This is a genomic window from Fibrobacter sp. (genome assembly GCF_017551775.1).
Classification (GTDB): domain Bacteria; phylum Fibrobacterota; class Fibrobacteria; order Fibrobacterales; family Fibrobacteraceae; genus Fibrobacter.
In genome coordinates this window covers 1-22,649 of record NZ_JAFZKX010000072.1, presented here as the reverse complement: position 1 = coordinate 22,649, position 22,649 = coordinate 1, and the positions used below count along the sequence as shown (strand labels likewise).

At 54.7% G+C, this 22,649-nt stretch carries 15 protein-coding genes; 12 read left to right on the top strand and 3 right to left on the bottom strand.

Features of this window, described 5'->3' with window-relative positions; genetic code table 11:
* Positions 1-24 precede the first annotated feature (24 nt).
* The 4 genes from IK012_RS08470 (at position 25) to IK012_RS08455 (ending at position 4,646) form a co-directional block, all read left to right on the top strand.
* Positions 25-1,011 (top strand): diaminopimelate dehydrogenase, encoded by a 987-nt coding sequence (locus tag IK012_RS08470; protein ID WP_290953123.1) that lies wholly within the window; start codon positions 25-27, stop codon positions 1,009-1,011.
* A 65-nt stretch (positions 1,012-1,076) separates the two neighbouring features.
* Entirely contained in the window at positions 1,077-1,820 is a 744-nt protein-coding gene (locus tag IK012_RS08465) for a fibrobacter succinogenes major paralogous domain-containing protein (RefSeq protein WP_290953121.1), read from the top strand.
* A 274-nt stretch (positions 1,821-2,094) separates the two neighbouring features.
* Positions 2,095-3,663, top strand: a complete 1,569-nt coding sequence (locus IK012_RS08460; protein ID WP_290953118.1) for a hypothetical protein — start codon at positions 2,095-2,097, stop codon at positions 3,661-3,663.
* Positions 3,660-4,646, top strand: coding sequence for a hypothetical protein (locus tag IK012_RS08455; RefSeq protein ID WP_290953117.1), 987 nt, complete (start codon positions 3,660-3,662; stop codon positions 4,644-4,646). The genes IK012_RS08460 and IK012_RS08455 overlap by 4 nt, the downstream gene beginning before the upstream one ends.
* A 31-nt stretch (positions 4,647-4,677) precedes the next feature.
* On the opposite strand, the gene IK012_RS08450 is transcribed toward IK012_RS08455, so the two are convergent.
* From IK012_RS08450 to IK012_RS08440, 3 genes are all read right to left on the bottom strand, one after another.
* Positions 4,678-7,077, bottom strand: a complete 2,400-nt coding sequence (locus IK012_RS08450; RefSeq protein WP_290953114.1) for an ABC transporter — start codon at positions 7,075-7,077, stop codon at positions 4,678-4,680.
* Between the two features lie 125 nt (positions 7,078-7,202).
* Entirely contained in the window at positions 7,203-7,835 is a 633-nt protein-coding gene (locus tag IK012_RS08445) for a hypothetical protein (protein WP_290953112.1), read from the bottom strand.
* Positions 7,807-8,700: a YihY/virulence factor BrkB family protein gene (locus IK012_RS08440; RefSeq protein ID WP_290953109.1), complete on the bottom strand. Its 894-nt coding sequence runs from the start codon at positions 8,698-8,700 to the stop codon at positions 7,807-7,809. The genes IK012_RS08445 and IK012_RS08440 overlap by 29 nt, the downstream gene beginning before the upstream one ends.
* Positions 8,701-9,063: 363 nt before the next feature.
* On the opposite strand from IK012_RS08440, the gene IK012_RS08435 reads away from it, so the two are divergent.
* From IK012_RS08435 to IK012_RS08400, 8 genes are all read left to right on the top strand, one after another.
* Entirely contained in the window at positions 9,064-11,727 is a 2,664-nt protein-coding gene (locus tag IK012_RS08435; RefSeq protein ID WP_290953106.1) for a hypothetical protein, read from the top strand.
* Between the two features lie 80 nt (positions 11,728-11,807).
* The gene (locus IK012_RS08430; protein ID WP_290953105.1) at positions 11,808-14,330 is read left to right on the top strand and encodes a rhamnogalacturonan lyase; all 2,523 of its coding nucleotides are present in this window, start codon (positions 11,808-11,810) and stop codon (positions 14,328-14,330) included.
* A 24-nt stretch (positions 14,331-14,354) separates the two neighbouring features.
* On the top strand, positions 14,355-16,175 hold the full coding sequence (locus IK012_RS08425; protein WP_290953102.1) for a carbohydrate-binding protein: 1,821 nt from the start codon (positions 14,355-14,357) through the stop codon (positions 16,173-16,175).
* 2 nt (positions 16,176-16,177) lie between these two features.
* Positions 16,178-17,920, top strand: a complete 1,743-nt coding sequence (locus tag IK012_RS08420; RefSeq protein ID WP_290953099.1) for a GDSL-type esterase/lipase family protein — start codon at positions 16,178-16,180, stop codon at positions 17,918-17,920.
* A gap of 120 nt (positions 17,921-18,040) precedes the next feature.
* Complete coding sequence (locus IK012_RS08415) at positions 18,041-18,958, top strand: TIGR02147 family protein (protein WP_290953096.1); 918 nt, start codon at positions 18,041-18,043, stop codon at positions 18,956-18,958.
* Entirely contained in the window at positions 18,948-20,672 is a 1,725-nt protein-coding gene (locus tag IK012_RS08410) for a right-handed parallel beta-helix repeat-containing protein (RefSeq protein WP_290953093.1), read from the top strand. The genes IK012_RS08415 and IK012_RS08410 overlap by 11 nt, the downstream gene beginning before the upstream one ends.
* A gap of 70 nt (positions 20,673-20,742) precedes the next feature.
* On the top strand, positions 20,743-22,026 hold the full coding sequence (glyA, locus tag IK012_RS08405; RefSeq protein ID WP_290953090.1) for a serine hydroxymethyltransferase: 1,284 nt from the start codon (positions 20,743-20,745) through the stop codon (positions 22,024-22,026).
* A 218-nt stretch (positions 22,027-22,244) separates the two neighbouring features.
* Positions 22,245-22,649: fibrobacter succinogenes major paralogous domain-containing protein (locus tag IK012_RS08400; RefSeq protein WP_290953087.1), on the top strand; the 405-nt coding region annotated here is incomplete at its 3' end.

Sequence of the window (22,649 nt, the reverse complement as noted above, 5' to 3'; positions counted from 1 at the left end):
AAAAATTTTAACAAGGATATTGTTATGGCAAAGATTGCTATTCTCGGTTACGGTAACCTCGGTCGCGGTGTGGAATGCGCCGTGAAGCAGGCTGCCGATATGGAACTGGTCGCCGTGTTTACCCGTCGCGACCCCTCTACGGTCAAGATTCAGACGGCTGGCGTTCCGGTGCTGAACGTCTCCGAAATGGAAGCCTGGAAGGACAAGGTGGACCTGCTCATCATTTGTGGCGGCTCCGCTACCGACCTGCCGGTGCTCACCCCGAAGTACGCTTCCATGTTCAACGTAATCGACTCCTTCGACACGCACGCCAAGATTCCGCAGCACTTCGCCGCCGTCGACGCTGCCGCCAAGGCCGCCGGCAAGATTGCTATGATCTCCGTCGGTTGGGACCCGGGCATGTTCAGCCTGAACCGCGTGTACGCCCAGTCTATCCTCCCGGAAGGAAAGGACTACACGTTCTGGGGCAAGGGCGTTTCCCAGGGCCACAGCGACGCCGTCCGCCGCATCAAGGGCGTGAAGAATGCCAAGCAGTACACCTGCCCGGTGGAAGCTGCTCTCGAAGCCGTGCGTAGCGGTTCCATGCCGGAACTCACGACTCGCCAGAAGCACACGCGCCTCGTGTACGTGGTTGCCGAAGAAGGTGCCGACAAGGCCTATATCGAAAACGCCATCAAGACGATGCCGAACTACTTCGACGAATACGACACCACGGTCAACTTCATCAGTGAAGAAGAATTCAACAAGAACCACAGCGGGCTGGCTCACGGTGGTTTCGTGATTCGTACCGGCAAGACTGGCATGAACAACGAACACACTCACGTGATCGAATACAGCCTCAAGCTCGATTCCAACCCGGAATTCACGACGAGCGTTCTCGTGGCCTACGCCCGCGCCGCTCTCCGCATGAAGGCTAAGGACGGCAAGACCGGTTGCTTCACCGTGCTCGACGTGCCGCCTGCTTACCTCAGCACTTTGAGCGACGACGACCTGCGCGCCCATTGCTTGTAAGAGTTTGTTAAAAAAATGCAAAACCAGCCGTTATATAGCGGCTGGTTTTTATGTGTTTTTGGGAAATGCTAAAGAGTCGATTGTTTTTTTCGTTTGCTTTTGTTTTATCTCTGCTTGTTGTAAGCGGCTGCTCAAGTGATGTTGAATATGGTGAATTGGTGGATTCTCGCGATGGGCAAGTATATAAGACCGTTGTCATTGGCGAGCAAACTTGGATGGCGGAAAACTTAAATTTTATGCCAGCTTCTGATTCTAGTCGATCTGATTTATCATTCTTCTATCCGCGGACATCTTGCTATGCAGGAAAGGATTCTAACTGCACTAAATATGGACGGCTTTATAGATGGTCGAGTGCAATGGATTCTATCGGGGAATATTCTACGGATGGTAAGGGGTGTGGCTATCGGCATTATTGCGAAAGTTCTGGGCGCATTCGCGGAATTTGTCCAGAGGGCTGGCATCTCCCAAGCGAAGATGAGTTCACGGTTCTTCTCAAAAGAGTTGCGCCTTATGGGCGTTCAAATGTTGGGGTCCCTGATTGGAGGGACGCAGGCTTTCCGTTGATGGTCAAAGGTGCATGGAAAGAAAAAGAAGCGACGAATTCAACAGGATTCTCTGCGTTGCCTGCTGGCCTTCGAAATTTTTATGGTCGTCATGGCCATATCGGTAAACAAGCTTATTTTTGGACTTCTACGGAAAGCAATGGGTGGGCGGCAACAATGTTAATTTTTTATCCAGGTGGAACGCTTCTTTTGGAACGAGCTGGTGAAAAGAGGCTAGGCCTTTCCGTTCGTTGCATCAAAGACTAAGAGCTTGGCTTATCATTCAATTTTTTTTTGCTCACTGATTGTAGTGTAAGCGTCATCCTGAGGCCACGAAGTGACCGAAGGATCCAGGCTTGCTGACGATGGAAATGTCCCGCCGTTTGGTGTGCTTTTTTCATTTGAAATTCTTTGAAAATGCGTTCTTTACGGACTAAATGATGTGGGGTGGTGATTTAGTCTGTTTGTTTGCAAAAAAATGGCCGTTTTTTGACACGTAAAGTCTTGAAAAAATCTATTTTACTTGAAAGAGGGTGTTTTTGTGCCATACCTTGTGAAGTATATATTCGTCGCTTTGACGGTTGTTGCCTTCGCCAGTTGTGCAGGGCAGGATTCTGCTACGTCTAGGCCGCATGATGGCACTTTCAAGAGTAATTATCCCGATGGTACGCTGGAACTCGAAGTATCGTACAAGGGAGGCACGCGCGCCATAAAGTATTTCTATCCGTCGGGCAAGTTGCATACCGAGGTCGACACCGCCGGAAACTACCACCAGTATTTTGAAGACGGCACCCTCGCGATGGAATTTACCGAGAAAGACGGCAAGAAAATCGGCGAAGAGAAGATTTACTACTCCAACGGGAAACTGAATTCTGTGCTCAAGTACAACGATGGCGTGTGCTATCACCGTGACGCTTACTATGGCGATGGCGTGCTTATGTCTGCGTGCGATATTGTGCGGCAGCCCAAGCGGCGCGAAATATGCCAGTCTTTTTATAAGTCGGGCAAGCCGCAGAGGGTGACCGACGCCGACGGGCATTATACTCTCTTCCACGAGAATGGGGTTGTTAAGCAGGATTTCCTCTATCGCGGTGACACCCTGGTAGAGAAGCGCGAGTTTTATGCTACGGGTTCTCCGAAAAATATCACCAGGTACAACGGAATCCAGATAAAGGAATGCGGGCTTTGCAATCTGCAAGAAGACCTCACGTACTATGCCGATGGTGTTGTCAAGGATTCCTGCTATACAGTAAAGCCGCCCGACTGGGATGGCGAAACGCGCCGCGGCGTGGTGAAGGCCTGCAAACAATTCTATGAGGATGGCGCGCTAAAGTCAGAACCGATTTACCGCAATGGCGAATTGTCGGAAACCAAGATGTATTACCCGACGGGGAAACTGAAAGAACATAAGGTATACCAAGGTGCCGGAGGCGAGCAGAAGGTTGTATCTGAGACCCGCTATAACGCCGAAGGCCTTGTGTCGCATTCCTGTTTTATGAGTGTTGTGAATCGGAAAGTCTGCAATCGGTTTGGTCCCGAAGGCCAGCCCGTCATGCTTTATTCGGAACGCGATGGAAAACTGGAAGAAAAAACGTTCTTCGCCAACGGGAACGTGAAATCGGTCCAGATAGACAGTTCCATCGGAAAGCTCTCTTATACACTTTATGACATGGAAGGTGCGGTACTCAGATCGTGCACGACGCTGCATCGTGGTGAAAAGAGTTACGATGTATGCAACACTTACGGAAAGGACGGCTCTCCGCAGGAATTGCGAACGGTGAAGGGCGATACCATCTTTGAACAGAGATTTTTTAAAGAGAAACTGCTTACCCAGTGCGCAATCTTGTGGTACGGCGACAGCTCGGCCCAGTATTGCAAATCTTTCCGCCCTGACGGAGCTTTAAGGGATTCAACGGTGGAAGTTCGCCAGAAAGGTTACTATTCGAGACATGGATATACTTGCGACGAGAAGGGAAACTTTATCCATTATGTCGAGGATGTCGTTATACAGAAGGGAGATCTGTATATTGAAGATGCCAAGTATTGCAAGGTTGTGGAGGGCGAAATTGTCGACTGCAAGGAAGAACATTTCCGGAGGGGCGAAGAATGAAACGATTTTTCCTCTTGCTTGTGATGGCCTTGCTTGCCGCATGTTCTTCTGCCGAAAAGAGAATGGTAGATCCGAACGATGCGCTTATCAAGAATACGGTGCGTGACGGTCTGCAGTGCCGGACGGTATATATCTTGAAGGAACATGGTGGCGTGATGACATGCCGGGATTCTAACGGGACGCTTCGGCTGATGCGCGATGCCTCTTTTGTGACGCCCTGGGGCCGCGAGGTGGCCTATTATCCAGATGGAAAAATCGCATCGGAAGTATTCTACGAATCGATGTCGGTCATGCCTGCATACAAGAAGGATTATTATAAAAACGGAAACTTGAAGTACGCTGAAAATGCGGCGGGAAAGCGCTCCTACAGGGAAGACGGAACTTTGCTCGAAGTCGATAGCATGGCGGGCGAATGGCACTATACTTACAAGCGGCATAATGCGGGTGAATTTGAAATGGACGGCGGCGCTGTCAAAGAAGAAAAAATACACAAGGGAAGTGATTCGGTTTTTGTGACCACCTATACGCATGCGGGCGAGAAAATAACCGAGTCATTCTATTGCCGCAACGATATGTGGAAAAAGCATTATGATGCTGATGGAAATCTCGAATACTTTATGTCGAAAGGCGATTCTTCTAAGGTCGAGACGGACTATTACCCCGATGGCAAGGTATGGATGGAAAAGACCTTTACGACGATAGACCTCAGCTGGCGTCCCGAAACGGTTGTCTTGACGCGTTTCAGGGAATTTGCCGTGAACGGGGTCGCGCTGCGCGAATACGATTTGGATGTGCGCGACCCGCAGGCAAAACCGGTTTGCCGTTTTAAGAACGAAGCGGGTGAGTTGCTGGAAAGGCCTGCACAGCGCATGGCGATGCCGTACAGCATGCAGGATCACTGCAAGACGTGCGTGTATATTCAGGCTCCCGATCTTCCGGATTATTCTTTCGTAGATAGATGCGCTGTACGGCAGCGTTTGTAGCGACAACTCTCGGCTGTAGTTGTGCGGTTCGTTAGCGGCTGAGTTCCAGTACGTAGTCGGCTGCGTTCACGAAATCCTGCGCATGCTCGATGGCGATGACGGTGTGGCCCGCTTCGGTGAGCCCGTGGATAAGCGTGAGCAGGTGCTCGATGTCTTTCTTATGTAGGCCGCGTGCGGGTTCGTCGAAGAGGAACAGCGTGTTGGGCGCTTTTGCGCGGGCGAGCGCGATGGAAAGGCGCAGGCGTGCGCGTTCGCCTCCGGAGAGGTGCGCTGTAGTCTGCCCGAGGCGCAGGTATCCGAGTCCCGTGTCGGCGAGCGGCTTCAGTTTGTCCATGAACGGTTTGATGTTCGCAAAAATCTTGCAGGCTTCCGAAATTTCCAGGTCGAGCACATCGGCGATGGAAAGCGACTTGAAGCGCACTTCCAAAATCTCGTCCTTGAAGCGGCGCCCGAGGCACACGGGGCATTCTGTTTCTTCGTAGCCTGCGCTATCGTAAAGTACGCCTTCGCCCTTGCAGTTTTCGCAACGGCCGCCGGGAGCGTGCGTCGCGAACTTGCTTGCCGTGTAGCCGCGGACTTTGCTTTCGGGGAGTTTCGCGAACAGGTCGCGGAGCGGCGTGTTTAGGTTGATGGCGGACGCGACCGTGCTGCGGCGGTTGCCGTGGAAGTCGCCTGTCGAAAGTATGGAGAGCGCCTGGATGCCGAGTTGTTCGAATTCACCGGCGCTTGCGCGGGTGGCGACGTTCTTGAACAAAAGCGTAGATTTTCCGCTGCCGCTCTGGCCTGTGATGACGCTGAACTTTTGCACCGGGAATTCTGCCGAGACGGGCTTCATGTCGTACAGCGCGAAGTTCTTGACGGGGATGGCCGCAGCCTTTTTTACCGTCGTCCCCGTTTTTTTCGCCGCCTTCTTGTTATCCCCGCGCTGGCGATCTCCTTGCAATTCCTTGATCCACGTTCCCGTCGGCGACTGCGGGTTCTCGAGAACGTCTTTCGCAGTTCCCTGGAAAAGTATTGCGCCGCCTTTCTCGCCGGCACCTGGCCCCATTTCGATTACCCAGTCCGCCTTCTTGATGATGAGCGGGTTGTGCTCGATGAGCACGAGCGTGTTCCCGCGGGACTGGACCTTCTTGAGGACTTTCCAGAGGGCTTCCACGTCGCAGGCGTGCAACCCGCTGGCCGGTTCGTCGAGGACAATCAGGAGGCCGTTCAGGTGGCCTGTCGAGAGGCTCGAAAGCCGGAGCCTCTGGATTTCGCCGCCCGAGAGGCTGTAGCCGGCACGGCCTGCGGTGAGGTAGCCGATGCCGAGTTCGTTGATGGCCTGGATGCGGTCGATGAGCGCGTTGAATGCGGGCTTCTGGTTCGCGAGCAGGCGTTCATCAAAAAGCGCATGCAGTTTCGCTTCGAGTTTCGCGAACGGAGTTTCCAGGATGTCCTTCCAGGTGGAGCCGTCGATGACCGATTGGAGTAGATTCTGCTTCAGTCGCAGGCCCTTGCATTCGGGACATTCCTTTTCACCGCTTTCACCGGCCCGCGCATTAGCGCTATCGGGTTCGATGCTCCCGGTGCCGCCGCACGCCTCGCATGCGCAAGACCGCGAGTAGGGCGAAAGGTCTTCGGGCTCGAGCGGTCTTGTTTGCCCCGCCCCGTGGTCGGGGCAACGCGGCACCGTGCTGTAAAGCGAGCGCTTGCCGCCGTTATCGAGAATGAGTTCTCCGTGCGTGAGTTTCAAGACGCCATCGACGGCTTCGGCGATGCGGGTGCGCGTGTTTTCGCGGACAATAATGCGGTCCACGACGATGAAAAATTCCTGCGGGACAATCTTGCGTTCGGCTTCCGTGAGGTCGGCGAGCGAGTAGGCCACGCCGTCGGCCATCGCGCGGGTGAACCCCTGCGCCAGGAACACCGCCGAAAGTTTGTCGAGGCTCGCGCCCCGGACTTGTTCCGGGGTCGCCGATTTATTCCCAATCCTCGCGAAAAACTGCAGCTTGCTCCCTTGCGGCAGCCCCGCAATTTCCTTGATGATTTCTTCGCGGCTCGTGCTTTCCATGGGCTTGCCGCATATGGGGCAAGCGGGTTTTGCGAATCGCGCGAACAGCGCACGCAACGTGCCGTCGCATTCCGAAAGGCTCAGCGCATACGATTTTGCGGGTGTTTCCCCGTGGCTTGCCCCGATGGCGAGGCTTGCCGGCAGCCCTTCCGCGCTATCCAGCGGGACAATCCTGCGGCCGCCCAGGAGTTCCGCGGCGAAGGGGGAGAGTGTTTCCAGGTAGCGCCGCTTCGATTCTCCGTGCAGGGTGTCGAGAACCAGCGTCGACTTGCCGCACCCGGAAGGCCCGCACACGACCGTAACGCCCCCCAGCGGGAACTGGGCGTCCACGTTCTTGAGGTTGTGCAGCCTGCAACCGCGTATGGAAATGAAACGATCCATTCTTTGGACGACTCCTATGACTGGCGCTTCACGAAACCGGCAACGTGATTAACTAGATCCTTCGACTTCGCTCTACGGTATTCGTCATGTCGCCGACCCTTTAGGGGCAAGGACATCCAATAACGCTATTCCCTGACGGTAAACCGGAGTTCCCCGAACGGAGTGCAGAAATCCAGGTTCTCGAGGTTGTTCGTCTCGATGCCCGTGAACATGCGGTAACCGCCACCGATGGAAATCTCGAGCATCCTGGTGATGCGGTAGTTGAAGTGAACCGCCATGTCGGCGATAAAGAAGTAGTCTTCGGTTTCGTAGGCCTCGTCGCCGGGTTCGAGCGCACTCACGGAGCCGCCGCCGGCCTGGATGGGCACGGAAATGGAGAACTTTTCGAAGCGCAGCGGGAACAGTTCCACAAAGCCACCGAAGGCCTTGTAGTTCACCAGCTGCTGGTGGTCAACCTTGTGGTTCTCCACGTCGCTCATGATGGAAGATACCCAGAGACCTGATGAAAAGAGCGGATTGAAATCGATACCGATGCGGAGGTTCATGAAGATGGTCCCGTCGTCGGTGATCATCGAGTTTCCGCCGCCGATACCGATGAGGGCCCTGATGCCGTCGTCCGATTTCTCGGCGGCAGGGGCGGTGGATTCGCCCATGTTCGCGAGCTCGGCGAAACTCGAGGTCGCGGCGAAGAGCGTGATTGTCATGGCGATGGCGAACTTCGCCAGGGCGCTAGTTGTTCTTTTCTGTGCGTTCTGCATTGTGCACGTCCTCCAGTGTTGCCGTCCAGTTCCACTTCTTTTGCGAAGATTCGGGCCAGTAGCAGATGGTCCATACCAGGCTGTTTGCGCACAGGATGATGGACCACACGCCGAAAATGAGGAACAGGAACAGCGGAATAAAGGCCAGCGAACCGTAGAAGATGGACATGCGGGTGACCATCGCCGTCTGGATGAGCATGAGTATCTTCACGTATATATTGATGGCGATCCAAGAGAAGATGGTTGCCATGAGCGAAACACCGAACAGCTTGCGCTTGCTGTAGGGAGGGGAGACTCCCGTTTCGCGCTGCCTGAGGCTTCTTGCCGGCAGGGCGTGGAGCATCAGGAAGATGAGCAGCATGGACGCGCAGTGGAACGTGACGTACCAGAAGGCGGTGATGATAATCTTGAGCAGTTCGGGCGAGAAGTGGAATCCGTCCACCACAATCATGGTGAGCACGTCCTGGACGTGGTTCACGAAACCGGCGAACATCCCGATGAAGCCTGCGAAAATGACCAGGAACGGGGTGTAGACCTGGATTTGACGGATGAGCGTTCTCGATGTCTTGACTTCCCACACGACGTTGAAGTTGGTCTCCAAGCTCCCGAACGCGAGAATGAACGTCACGAAGAGGCCGAGGGCGCCGATGAACCCGAGCTTTCCGATGGGGACGTGTTCGGCGTTCTTGACGATGTCGATTATCGGTTCCGTGGGCCAGTCCAGGTTGAGCACGTCGAGGACGATGGGCAGGTAGTCGCTCATGAAGTTGCCGAACCCGACAGCGAGCGTAATCGAGGTGAGCAGGATGAGCAGGGGGACGACGGCCACGAGCGTGGTGTAGGTGAGGCTTGCTGCGCGTGTCATTCCGTGGTAATACAGGAACGACTTGCCGGTTACGACAATGACCCTTACAAAAGCTGGGGACCGATCGGCTAGGGAGTCGAAGAGCCATTCCCAGGAAAAGTTTTTCCACCAGTTGGGCATAATTGGTGCGAAATTTAGAAAAAGGAAAGGGGTTTCGGACATTTTCTTGTGATTAACTCCACATTTTAGCGCCAAAATCGCAAAAGTGTGGACATTTTATTTTTGTTACAATTGTCGAAAATGTTGAAATTTGTAAATATTGGTTAAATTTGTTGACTTTTTATTGTAAAATAAATTATATTAAACATGGTCCGGTTTTTTATGTTTGGAATTAGATTAATAGATGGCCGGATTGACATTAATATGGGATTGATTATGAGCTCGTTCAGCACGAAAAAAACGGGAATTATGAGGTCGGCGCTCGGGATTGCGCTTGCCCTTGGGCTGGCTGCCCCTGCCTTTGCGGCGGATCGCCAGATGGAAAGGCTTACTCGCGGCGTTCTGGTTAGCAACGTCGGTTCGGGCGTGCTCGTGAGCTGGCGCCTGCTCGGTACGGAGTCTCCGGATACCGAGTTCAACCTGTATCGCGATGGCGAAAAAATTGCCACTATTGGCAAGACTGCCGGCACGAACTATCTCGACAAGAGCGGAAAGACGACATCCAAGTACACTGTGGCTGCCGTGGTGGGTGGCAAGGAACAGGCGGCACAGGGCGTTTCCGTGGTGCTCGACAAGACGGTTTCCAACAGCGGGAAGAGCTTCCCGTACAAGACGCTCAAGCTGGAAGTTCCCGCGAGCCAGAGGATGCCCGATGGCGAAAACTGCACTTACACCCCGAACGACATGAGTGCTGCCGACCTCGACGGTGACGGCGAATACGAACTGATTTTGAAGTGGGAACCGAGCAACGCCCACGATAACTCCCAGACGGGTTACACGGGCACGGTTTTCATCGATGCCTACAAGCTCGATGGCACGCGTCTCTGGCGCATCGACCTGGGCAAGAACATCCGTGCGGGTGCGCACTACACGCAGTTCCAGGTGTTTGACTACGACGGTGACGGCAAGGCCGAAATGATCGTGAAGACCTCCGACGGTACGGTGGATGGCACGGGCAAGGTGCTGGGCGACAAGTCCAAGGATTATCGCGACGCCAACGGGCTTGTTTTGAAGGGCAAGGAATACCTGACGGTGTTCCGCGGCACGGACGGTGCGGAAATTACCACCGTGGAATACCAGCCGAGCAGGGATATCAACCAGCATGTGAAGGGCAAAAACGGCAAGGGCTACTGGGGTGACGACTACGGCAACCGTTGCGAACGCTATATCGCGGCGACCGCCTACCTCGACGGCGTCCATCCGAGTGCCATCTTCATTCGCGGTTACTATTCCTCCTCTTATGTGGCGGCGTACGACTTTGACGGCAAGGACCTGAAGCTCCGTTGGCTCCACAAGTCCGAAGATCCGGGCAAGGGACTTTATGAACAGGGTAACCACAATATCGCTGTGGGCGACGTTGATGGTGACGGCTACGATGAAATCGTGTTTGGTGGTGCTACGCTCAACAGCGATGGAACGCTCCGTTACAGCACTCAGCTCGGTCATGGCGACGCCGGTCACCTGGGCGATTTGGATCCCGACCATCCGGGCATGGAATTCTGGGACGTGCATGAACACACGAATGCGCAGTACACCGAAGAAATGCGCGGTGCCGATGGCAAGGTCATCTGGGGTACTCCGCAACCGAGTGCCGAAGGCGTGGACAATGGTCGCGGCATGGCGGCGGATATCGATTCCGAGTACCGCGGCTACGAAGTCTGGTCGGCGAAGGGCGGCGGCATGAAGACCGCGACGGGCAAGAAGATCGGTTCTCCGTCCGTGTCTACGAACTTCCGCATCTACTTTGATGGCGACGTGCAGGACGAACTTTTGGACGGTGCCTACCTGACCAAGTTCAATTCCAGCTCGAAGAAGTCCGAAGTCTATTTTGACGGCTCGAAGGCCCTGGGCGCTGCGGGTTGCAACGGCACCAAGAATACCCCGAGCCTCGTGGCCGACTTGTTCGGTGACTGGCGCGAAGAACTGGTGGTGCGCTCCGAGAATGACCCGACGACGATATACATTATCTCGACTCCGGTCACGAGCGAATATCGCGTCTATACGCTGATGCACGACGCTACCTACCGCGTTTCTATCGCCTGGCAGAATACGGCTTACAACCAGCCGCCGCATGTGGGCTACTACCTGCCCGACATGGTGAAGTCCCTGAAGCAGCCGAATGTGTTCGTGGTGGGCGAGGGACCGGCCGTAATCGATACGACTCCCGTGGTGAACAACGGCAAGTCTGAACTGGATGCCTCGACCCCGAAGGAAGGCGATGGCCTTACTGAAAAATCCAACGAGGGCTTCCTCAAGAACGGCTACTACAACTTTACGAATTCGATTACAAGCTACGGTACCTGGGAAATCTTCTCCAAGACCACGGCCAAGACGACGCTCACGATCCGCTTTACCAACGGCGGCAAGGATGCGCGCAACATGTCGCTGAACGTGAACGGGAAATCGGTCGGGACGGTCAGTTTCCCCTCGACGGAAACCTCCTGGACGACTTATTCCGAGGCGAAAATCGACGTGAAGCTCGAAGCCGGCGTGAATACCTTTACGTTCAAGTCGCTCACGAGCGAAGGCGGCCCGAATTTCGACATGTTCACCTTCGGTATCGACGGCGTGGAACTCTACGACGGTACGCAGAAGTTGCCAGAAGCCATTGCGGTTGCCGCTCCCGGCGTGAGCGGGGTGCGCTTCGATCCGGCGACCGGTGCGCTGTTCTCCCCGAAGGCCGGCTTTGTCGAGGTGTATTTCTACGACATGGCGGGCAACATGCGCCTGGGCGTTTCCCGGAACGTTTCGGCCGGGACGACTTCGATGGCGATTGACCGCAGCGTACTTTCGAAGGGCATGTATGTCGTGAAGGTCAAACTGAATGGCGCTTTGGCCGTAAGTCGAGTTGCCACGTTTGCGAAATAGATTATCTTTGTTGATTGGTGTTCAGGATGTTTCTGGAATAATCTTTTTCAGTTAAGGCATTGAATAAGTCTGGAGAAATTATGACAAAACATTCCTGTCTCGGTTTCCTTGCGGTTGTTCCGGCGCTGCTTTTGGCGCTGCCGCTCCAATCCTTCGCTCATCCCCGTCAGCTGGAGGCCATTGACCGCGGCCTGCTTGTCTCGAACGTAGGCAAGTCCGGCATGCTCGTCTCGTGGCGCCTGTTGGGTACGGAAGACCCCGGGACGGAATTCAACCTCTACCGCGACGGAGAAAAAATTGCCACCATCGGGAGCACTGCGGGTACCAACTACCTGGATTCTGCCGGCAAGGTTACGTCCAAGTACACGGTGGCTGCCGTAGTCGACGGCAAGGAAGGCGCGAAAAAGGGTGCCACGTTCGTCATGGATTCGACGGTGGTGTACAACGGACGCACCTTCCCGTATAAGGTGCTTAAGCTGGACCGCCCCAAAAGCCAGGTGATGCCTGATGAAGAAAAGACGGTCACCGGTTATACTCCCGACGACATGAGCGTTGGTGACTTGGATGGCGACGGCGAATACGAATTCATCGTGAAGTGGATGCCGGACAACTTCAAGGACAATTCGCAGCAGATGGAAGGCTCGTATACGGGAACGGTTTTCCTCGATGCCTATAAACTCGACGGTACAAAGCTTTGGCGCATAAGCCTCGGCAAGAACATCCGCGGTGGTGCGCACTACACGCCTTTCCAGGTGTATGACTATGACGGTGACGGCAAGGCCGAAATTGTCATGAAGACCGGCGACGGAACCATTGACGGCAAGGGCAAGGTCATTGGGGATTCTACGAAGGATTACCGCAATAAGTCGGGGATTATTATTACGGGGCCGGAATACTTGACGGTGTTCAGGGGTAGTGATGGCGCCGAAATCACGACGATTGACTACCTCCCGTCGCGCGATATCAGAAATTTTGGCCCCTATGATTCGCTGGGTCTCAACTGGGGCGATACCTATGGTAACCGCTGCGACCGTTTTTTCTCGGCGACGGCTTACCTCGATGGCGTTCACCCGAGCCTGATTACTGCCCGTGGTAACTATACGGCGGCCTACGTGGTGGCCTACGACTTTGACGGCAAGAACTTGAAACAGCGTTGGTTCCACAAGTCCGAAACACCGGGCGAGGGTCTCTATGGCCAGGGCAACCTCAATATTACTGTCGGCGACCTGGATGATGACGGCCTTGACGAAATCGTGTATGGAGCTGCGGCCCTGAATCACGACGGGACGCTTCGTTACTCGTTGGGCCTGGGTTATGGTTTTGCCGGCTATATCGGTGATTTTGATCCGGACCATCCGGGACGCGAAGTTTGGGCGATACATTCGCAATATGAAAAAGCTGAATACATTGCCGAATTCCGCGATGACAAGGGTAAGATCATTTTTGGTGACAAGCCTGTCATGGAAAAGGAAAATGGCCGTGCCATGGCCGCCGATATCGATTCTGCCAGCCGCGGTTACGAGATGTGGTCTTATGTGCCGAGCGAAATGCATTCGGCCAAGGGAACGCCGATTGAGCTGGCCGATACCCTCGATCCAGAATGGCCCTATCTGGGGCGTGTGGTTCCGACGCACTTCAGGATTTATTTCGATGGCGATATTCAGGACGAACTTCTGAACGGTCCGATTATTACCAAGTTCAATCAGGGGGAGAGGACCTTCGAAACCTATCTTGACGGGGAAACGACACTCCATTTGATTGGAAGTCAGAGCTCAAAGAACTACCCGAATTTGATAGCGGACATCTTTGGCGACTGGCGTGAAGAATTTATTTTCCATTCGGAAATCGATTCCTCCAAGATCTACATCTTCTCTACTCCGGTGACGACTCCGTACCGCGTCTATACGCTGATGCACGATGCCCAGTACCGTCAGGCGATTGCTTGGCAGAATGTGGCGTACAATCAGACGGCGCACCAGAGCTACTACCTGCCGGACATGGTCAAGAAGCTGACGAAGCCCAATGTCTATGCCGCAGGCGACAACGAATATGCGGAGTACCCTGATGCGGTGCTTACCAAGATGGGTGCTGGCAAGGAAAAGCAGACTGTAACCCTGGGCGAAAAGATTATATCGTTCGGCTACTACTTCTTGTTCTGCGACAGCGTCGAGGCGGAAGGCCTTCCGCCGGGACTGTCCGCGAGGGTTGATCTGGAGGAAAAGGCTCTGAAAATTTCGGGCAAGCCGTCCAAGGCGGGCAAGTATGCGTTTACGGTGAAGACCGTGGGCCACAAGGCGGGAAGCGCATCTGCCAAGGGCGAAATCGTCGTGAAGGACTCTGCTTCCGCATCCGTTCCGCTCGTGAATTTCGAAGGAGGCGTGAATTACAGCCCGATGACGGGAACGCTTCACACTCCGGTTGCGGGCTTTGCCGAAATACAGTTCTACGATGTCTCCGGTACCCTGCGCGGCTCCGTCTCGGGTCATGTGACGGCGGGTGAGTCTGTGCTGGCGCTTGAACGCGGTGTGCTTCCGGAAGGAATGTACATCGTGACGGTGAAACTAGACGGAACAATTAAACAGAAGGGCCTGTTTAAGAAATAAAAAATTGGAAATGGATGGGATGTTATGAATATAGTCACTAAGATCTGGCAGTCTGCCGTTATCGCATCGATGGTCGCCGCCCCAATGGCCTTGGCGAAGGTGACCATTTACATGTGCGGTGACTCTACTATGCAGGACTGGGCCGAAGGCTACTGCCCCAAGCAGGGCCAAGGCCAGGATTTTCATTACTGGTTCGACGTGAACAAGGCGGCGGTCGTGAACCGCGGCCAGGGCGGCATGGCTGCCGACGGCTATTACGACATGTTCTGGAAGCATGGCTGTAGCAACGGCAACTGCATTGTAGACAAATTGCAGGCGGGCGACTATGCCGTTATCCAGTTCGGCATTAACGACGTGAGCAAGAGTGATGAAGCCAAGTTTACGGTGGCGATGAGCGCGATGGCTAAAGAAGCCCAGGCGAAAGGCGCTTACTCGATTATCGTAAGCCCGATTCGCCGCTGCTACTACGATTCCCCGACGCAGATTCATAACAGTTACCGCGGGTTCCCGGCGCGCGCGAAGGCGATTGCGGATTCCCTGAACATCCCGTTCATTGATATGAGCGAGATGGCGGCGAACTTCATGATTTCGGTGGGCGAGTACTATGCGCAGCAGTTTATTTACAACTATGCGACGAGTGCGGAATACGGCAACCTGAAGGCGGATCAGGCCGACCAGGTTCACCTGCAGATGAACGGTGCCAACGCCTATGGGCGTATCATTACCGAACAGATGCGCGCGCATTCCGACCCGATTGTGAAGAAGCTCGGCGATTACATGGCGCCCATGTACCAGGTGAGCGTGAAGGTTTCGCCGGAGGGCGCCGCCGAAGCGACTTCGATAAACGCCTATTACCCGCAGGGCATGACCGTGATGCTCAAGACTATCCCGAAGAACGGCAAGAAGTTCCTTGGCTGGTACGATGGCAATGGCAACAAGGTGAGTGGCCAGGCGGTAAGTACCGTGAAGTCGCAGTTTATTTACACGTTCAAGATGGGGAGCGCCGCTACGCAGTTTACCGCAGTCTATGAGGGTGGTACGGCGCAGAAGTACGAGGGCGACGGGAAGGCTTTGACCGCGTTCCCGACGACGACCCCGAAGAACCTCGACGACGTGACGTTTGTTCCTTTCACCCCGATGGAAGGCAGTACCGAAGACAGCGTGGAAGTGGACAAGAACATCAAGAAGTTCTTCGACGCGTACAAGCCGGATTCGGGCATCGGTTTTTCCGAGAACAACCACACGGGTTTCACTGGCGAAGGCTTCTGGAATGCTGCGAACGAAAAGAATTCCTACGGCAAGTACCGCATGAAGTTCCCCGGTGCGGGCTACGTGACTCTTGCTGTCCGTTATTCGAACGGCGGTACGGCTGACCGCATGTTCAACGCCTACCTCGATCACGATTACTACGTGAACGCCCCTCCGACGGGTAGCTGGGATACCTGGGATACCGCCTACGTGGTGATGGATGCTCCCTTGGGTGAGGCGGACTTGCGCTTTATTTCCCTTACGAGTGAAGGTGCCCCGAATATCGATGCCTTCGGTTTCAGCATCGACGATGTGTGTCGCGTAAGTGAAGGCTGCCCCGAGGATTCGACCATAGCGATTGCGCCCCGTGTGGGCGGAGCGGGATTTGCCTTGCTCGGTGAAACATTGCGCCTTGCGAATTCGGAACGCGCGACCGTGAGCGTATTCAATATGGGTGGGCGTCTTGTGGCCCGCGAGACATTCGAAGGGATGGGCGAGGTGTCGCTCCCCTCGATGGTGAAGGCGACCGGGCTCTACCGCGTAGTGGTGCGCCAGGGTAGTTCGAAGTTTAATGGAAATTGGGTAAAGGTGAGGTAAGGATGCGTCGGACCATAAAATTCCTTCTCCTTGCAGCAATGTTCGCGGGTGTCGCCGTGAGCGATTCTACCAGTTTTACGATTCACGTGGCGGGCGATTCGACCGTTCAGACGTACAAGGATAACGTTTATCCGCAGACGGGTTGGGGTCAGGTGATTGGATACTTCTTTGACGGTGCCCGCGTGAAGGTCAATAATGCTGCTCTCGGCGGGCGCAGTTCGAGGACGTTTATCGAAGAAGGCCGCCTGGACGAAATCATGAAGGTTGCTCAGAAGGGCGATTACCTTTTCGTTCAGTTCGGGCATAACGACCGCGATTACAGTAAGGCCGCTCGTTATGTTGAACCTTCTGAGTTTCCGGGTTACATCCAGAAGTTCGTGGATGCGGGCGTAAAGAAGGGCGTGAATGTCATTCTGGTTTCGCCGATGAACCTGAACGGTTCGCGAAATGTGTTCTCGACGGGTAACAACAACTACGATGCCCGCGGCATGATGCAGACGGTCGCGAAGAACAACAAGATTCCGTTCGTCGATCTTAACATGAAGTCGTACAACACGTACAACACGACGTACAAGAACATCCCGGATTACGTGACGCGCTACCTGTACAAGAAACTGGAGAAGGGCGAGTACCCGAACTTCCCGGACGGCGTGAACGACGGGACGACGCACTTCCAGGAGATGGGCTCGATGGGCCATGCTCAGATGATTTGCGAAGAGCTGGAAGAAAACCTCAAGAGCAACACGAATCTCTCTGCCGAGGCGAAGGCCGCGCTTACGACGCTTGTCTCCGCCATCAAGCCGCGCTACACCATCAAGGTGCAGACTAACCTTTCGAATTACAACGGGCTCATTACGCAGACGCAGTATTTTCCGGCGGGTTCCCCGATGACGCTCCGCGTGACGCCCAACGGCCAGACGTTCGAAAAGTGGGTGGACGACGACTGCAACGAACTTTCGACCAAGCAGATTTATTACGGCTTCAAGACGAAGGCGCGCAACATCACCTACACGGCCATGTTCAAGGGCGGTTCCGCCTGCCAGAAGATTGAACACGGCGAAGAAGGGGAGAGCGGCGACGGCCCGAATTCTTCGAGTTCCGGCGGCCCGCAGTCTTCCAGTTCCATCGACCAGAAACTTTGCTTTGACGGCGTGGCCGATACGGTGTGGCGTTCCCCGATTGACATGTCGAGGCCCGAGCTGGGCGACGGCACGACGGACTCGAACCACGAGGGATTTACTGGCCAGGGATTTTTCAATCTTGAAAACAGCGCCTACAGTACGGCTACGTACAACGTGACCTCCGACCAGTCGGCATCCAATGCGCGCATGATGGTGCGCTACGCCTTTGACGGATCTTCCAATCGGGACATGAAGATTACGGTAGACAATGGTACCTACGATGTCGCGTTCCCGCCTACGGGCAGCTGGACGAAATGGGATACGGTCTATGTCGAGGACGTGTGGTTGGATGCGCTCGATTTCAAGGTGAAACTCGCTTCGACGACATCGGATGGCGGCCCGAATATCGACATGATTGCCTTCGACATCAAGGGCGTGTACCGTACCGGATGCAAGCCTGCGAAGGTGATGAATGACCCGGATACGTCCATTATCCGCATCGCGCCTGTCCGCAGTTTTAATGTACGGCCAGCAGCAGGCAAGCCGTTCAATGCGCTTGGCCGCGAGGTTCCCGCATCTGAGCTGCGGCGCAATTTCCCTGCCGTAAAGACGTTCCGCAATTGATTCTGGGATGGAGGGCGTGCGCATGATTACACGATTTTCAATGTGGACTTTTTTATAGTGCTTATTGTGGACTAATTTGCTATATTCCTTTAAAAAACCGAAATAGGCGAATGTTGTGATATGATCAATCTTTTTGAATATCTGAATTACCGGGAATTTTTGCGGGATGCCTACGAGGAGCGCCATGCGACGGACTGGCGCTTCAGTCATCGCTATATAGCTGACCGCGCGGGATTCGATGGTTCGATGTTCAACAAGATTTTGCAGGGGAAGCGCAACCTTACCGAACGCATGGTGAGCGTCTTTGCCGAAATTTTCTGCCGCGATATGCGGGAGAGGACGTATTTCGCCAACATGGTTGCCTTCAACCAGGCGAAGACCCATTCCGAGAGCCGCAAGTACCTCGAAAAACTCGTCGCGACTAAAGAATGCAAGGTCGAGGATTTGGCGAAGGATCAGTTCGAATATTTTGACCACTGGTACCATGCCGTTATCCGCGAACTGGTGACTTTCTACCCCTATGTGGGCGATGACGCTGCCCTCGGGCTCATGGTGCGCCCGCCGATTTCGGCATCGCAGGTGCGCTCGTCGATTGCGCTTCTCGAACGCCTCTCGATGATAAAGAAGAACCCCGAGACGGGTTTGTACGAGCAGACGCTGGGACTGATTTCCAGCGGGTCGAAATCCTACGGCACGGCGGTGAATTCGTATATCCAGCAGAACCTGAACGTGGCGCAGACGGCCATGGATCGTTTCGACAATACGGAACGCAATCTTTCGACGCTCGCCTTCGCCTGCAACGAGGAAATCTACGGCGAACTCGTCGAGATGGTGCGCCGCTTCCGCAGGGAAGTGCTTGCGAAGGTGTCGCAGTGCAATAAACCCAACCGCGTTTTCCAGCTGGGGATGCAACTGTTCCCGCTTTCGGACCCGTATCCGCCACCCAAGCGCAGGGGACGCAAGCGTCGTATCCGTGGCGAGGCGCAGGTGGAATCGACTCCGGATGGCGCGGAGACGGAGGGTGCAGATGATGTCTAGTTTGTTCAAAATATGCGGACGCCTGCACGGAATTGCCTCCGGAACTCTAGCGGCAAGTGCTGCGGCCTTGCTTGCTGCTGGCCTGCTTTCGGCCTGCAGTAACGACGGGAAGGTTGCCGGCGGTACCGAGGCGGAATCGACGATTGCCTTGCAGGTTCAGCTTGCGGACGGAACGCCTGCGGGCCATTCGCGCGTGCGCATGCTTCCGGAAGATTTCTTGAGTGACGGCGCATCTCTTGCCGAGTGGACGGAATCGGATGAGAGCGGGTTCGTTGAATTTTCTGCCGAGCCGGGAAAGTATGCGGTGGAAATCCGTAACGTGAAGGGCTCGAATGCGGCGGGTGCGGTGCTCAATATCAGTCTTGACACGAACGCCTCGGCAATCGATACCGTCAAGCTGGGTGAACTTTCTTCTATCGAGGGCTTCGTCGTGCCTGGTTCGACTTCGCCCGTGGTTCGCGTTGTCGGACTCGACCGCTTCGTCGTTCCCGACAGTACGGGGCATTTCGTCATTGATTCTCTCCCGGCAGGGAATTTCAAGGTCAATTTCGTCGATTCGCTGGAAAACAATTCTGTCACATTGAAATTCGCTCCGGGTGATACGTTGTATGTGGACTGCTCCGACCCGGATTCCGAAATCAAGGTGTTCAAGCAGCCTGAACCGGATGCGAGCAAGTATCCCGACAAGGACTGGAGCGAACATGCGGCGTTGCTTTCTCAAATTGAAGGCTATGCCGTCGGTACTCTCGGAGCTGCGGGCGTTACCGATAGCCTGGGTGAAATTTCCAAGGCGGAAGGCGAAATCTGCATCGTGACCACGACGGAAGACTACCTGATTGTCGAGGATACCACGGAGGTGGACTCTGCCGGTGTCGCTGCGACGAAGGCAGTAATTGCTCCGGGTTCGCTGCGTGAGTGCGCCTATAAGGATGGCCCCACGTGGGTGCTGTTCGAGAAGAGCGGTACGTACAATCTCCGGTCTCCGCTCCGCCTCAAAAAAGACAAGACCATCGATGGCCGTGGCCGTGATATTCGCATTGCGGGCATGGGAATCTTGACCGATGTCTCGAGCAACCTGATTTTTGAAAATCTCACGTTTACCGCACCTGCGATTACGGTGCTCGACACGAGTTCGCGCCGTGCGCTTTCTATCCATAACGGTTCGCACCATATCTGGGTGGACCACTGCACCTTCGAGGAATACCCGCTGGTGGAACTCGACGTGAAACGCGGCTCCTACGGCGTGACGGTCTCGTGGTCGCGCTTCGAGAATGCACAGACGGGTGTGCTCTTCGGGCTTCCTGCGGATATCATCAAGGAACCGGACCAGAAGCTCACCATGCATCACAACTACTTTGTGAACCTCTCGGAAAATGGTATTCGCGCCCATGGCGGTTCACTCCATGCCTATAACAACCTCTTCGCCGACATGGAGTCCGCCGGTATCGAATGTGCCGATTCGGCGAAATGCTTCATAGAAAGCAATGTATTTAACATTGCAGAGGCAGTTTCCTTGTACAGTCTGGCCGATGCGGACGGTGTTCCGGTCGATACGACCTTCGGCTTTGCCAATATGCAGGGCAACAGACTTATGGCGGGGGACGAGGGGGCCGTGGCGGATTCGCTCGGGTACAAGCCCGATTACAAGTACAGCGCCGATATCGCCGATGCGGACAACGCCTGGTTCGTGAAAATCGATAGTGGAGCGCTGTAGCCTGTCTTTTTCGACCGCGTTTAGCTTTTTTTACTATATTTGGGCCGTACAAAACCCAAGGAGTAGCTAAATGCTCAAATCTACACTGCAACAGACAGATCCGGAAATCTACAACATCATTCAGGAAGAAGCCGAACGCCAGGAATATGGCATCGAGCTCATCGCTTCTGAAAACTACACCTCCAAGGCCGTCATGGAAGCCATGGGCTCCGTGCTGACCAACAAGTACAGTGAAGGTTACGTGGGCAAGCGTTACTACGGTGGTAACGAAGTCATCGACAAGATGGAAGCCCTCGCTATCGAACGTTGCAAGAAACTCTTTGGTTGCGACCACGTGAACATCCAGCCGCTGTCCGGTTCTCCGGCCAACGCTGCCGTGTACTTCGCCGTCCTCAAGCCGGGTGACAAGGTCCTCGGCCTCAAGCTCGACCACGGTGGACACCTTTCTCACGGCCATCCGGTGAACTTCTCCGGTATGCTCTACAACTTCGTGCAGTACGAAGTCGATAAGGAAACTGGCCGCATCGACATGGACAAGGTCCGCGAAATCGCTCTCAAGGAAAAGCCGAAGATGATCCTCGCCGGCTTCTCCGCCTACAGCCGCAACCTCGACTGGAAGCGCTTCAAGGAAATCGCCGACGAAGTTGGCGCCCTCACCATGGCTGACATTTCTCACATTGCCGGTCTCGTTGCCGGTAAGGCTATCGACTCTCCGGTGCCGTACTTCGACATCGTGACGACCACCACCCACAAGACTCTCCGTGGCCCGCGTTCCGCTATCATCATGTGCAAGGACCGTACCATCCAGAAGATGGTCAAGGGTGAACTCAAGGAAGTTTCCCTCGCCAAGGAAATCGACAAGGGCGTGTTCCCGGGCATGCAGGGTGGTCCGCACGACCACGTGAACGCCGGTAAGGCCGTTGCTTTCCTCGAAGCTCTGCAGCCGGAATTCCAGACCTACGCTAAGAACGTCATCAAGAACGCTCAGGCCATGTGCGCCGAAATGCAGAAGCTCGGCTACAAGGTCATCAGCGATGGCACCGACAACCACCTCATCGTGGTGGACATGACCTCCAAGGGCGTTTCCGGTAAGGAAGCTGAAGTGGCCATGGAAAAGGTCGGCATCTCCTGCAGCCGTTCTACGATCCCGTTCGATCCGCGCAAGCCGATGGATCCGTCCGGTGTCCGTCTCGGTACTGCCGCCATCACGACTCGTGGCTTTGACGAAGAAGACACTCGCGAAGTGGCTCGCATCATCGACCGCGCCATCCAGGCCAAGGACGACGAAGCCGGTCTTGCCAAGATCCGTGAAGACATCGTGGCTCTCTGCAAGAAGCACCCGCTTTATAAATAACCGCTCGTTCGTCATTTAGGGCATTGAAACCTCCGGTTTCTCACTCGCTCTCGCAACCGCCCTCGGTTAACACCCGAGGGCTTTGTTGCTCACAATCGTAACCGCTCGCGCGCAATAAACGAGCGCGGCTGTTAATAGAAATTTGCCCCGGCACACCGCCGGGGCTTTTTGCCTTTGGCAAGGAAAATGTATATTCATAGAATTCACAAGGATCTTCTATGAATCGTTCTTTTGCCATTATTGCTTTGCTTGCGTTGTCGTTTGCGACGGACGCTTTTTGCGGCATCTTGATCGATTCTCGCGATGGTCAAAGCTATAGAACGGTGAAAATCGGCAATCAGGTCTGGATGGCGGAGAACTTGAACTACGAGACTGCAAACTCCTACTGCTACAAGGATAGCGTGTCCAACTGCACCAAGTACGGTCGCCTTTACACTTGGGCTGCTGCGAAAACCGCTTGTCCGAGCGGCTGGCATTTGCCGACAGAGGTCGAATTTAAAGAGCTAGTTGCTACTGTTGGCGGTTCTAGTACAGCAGGCAAGATGCTCAAGTCCACTAGCGGCTGGGATGACGATGAAGGGGAAAGCGGCAATGGTACGGATGCCTACTTGTTCACGGCGTTG

Bases quoted from the DNA above. Each gene is read 5' to 3' on its own strand.
- IK012_RS08470 (WP_290953123.1), top strand. From the start codon at position 25: ATGGCAAAGATTGCTATTCTCGGTTACGGTAACCTCGGTCGCGGTGTG.
- IK012_RS08465 (WP_290953121.1), top strand. From the start codon at position 1,077: ATGCTAAAGAGTCGATTGTTTTTTTCGTTTGCTTTTGTTTTATCTCTG.
- IK012_RS08455 (WP_290953117.1), top strand. From the start codon at position 3,660: ATGAAACGATTTTTCCTCTTGCTTGTGATGGCCTTGCTTGCCGCATGT.
- IK012_RS08450 (WP_290953114.1), bottom strand. From the start codon at position 7,077: ATGGATCGTTTCATTTCCATACGCGGTTGCAGGCTGCACAACCTCAAG.
- IK012_RS08445 (WP_290953112.1), bottom strand. From the start codon at position 7,835: ATGCAGAACGCACAGAAAAGAACAACTAGCGCCCTGGCGAAGTTCGCC.
- IK012_RS08440 (WP_290953109.1), bottom strand. From the start codon at position 8,700: ATGACACGCGCAGCAAGCCTCACCTACACCACGCTCGTGGCCGTCGTC.
- IK012_RS08435 (WP_290953106.1), top strand. From the start codon at position 9,064: ATGGGATTGATTATGAGCTCGTTCAGCACGAAAAAAACGGGAATTATG.
- IK012_RS08430 (WP_290953105.1), top strand. From the start codon at position 11,808: ATGACAAAACATTCCTGTCTCGGTTTCCTTGCGGTTGTTCCGGCGCTG.
- IK012_RS08425 (WP_290953102.1), top strand. From the start codon at position 14,355: ATGAATATAGTCACTAAGATCTGGCAGTCTGCCGTTATCGCATCGATG.
- IK012_RS08420 (WP_290953099.1), top strand. From the start codon at position 16,178: ATGCGTCGGACCATAAAATTCCTTCTCCTTGCAGCAATGTTCGCGGGT.
- IK012_RS08415 (WP_290953096.1), top strand. From the start codon at position 18,041: ATGATCAATCTTTTTGAATATCTGAATTACCGGGAATTTTTGCGGGAT.
- IK012_RS08410 (WP_290953093.1), top strand. From the start codon at position 18,948: ATGATGTCTAGTTTGTTCAAAATATGCGGACGCCTGCACGGAATTGCC.
- glyA (WP_290953090.1), top strand. From the start codon at position 20,743: ATGCTCAAATCTACACTGCAACAGACAGATCCGGAAATCTACAACATC.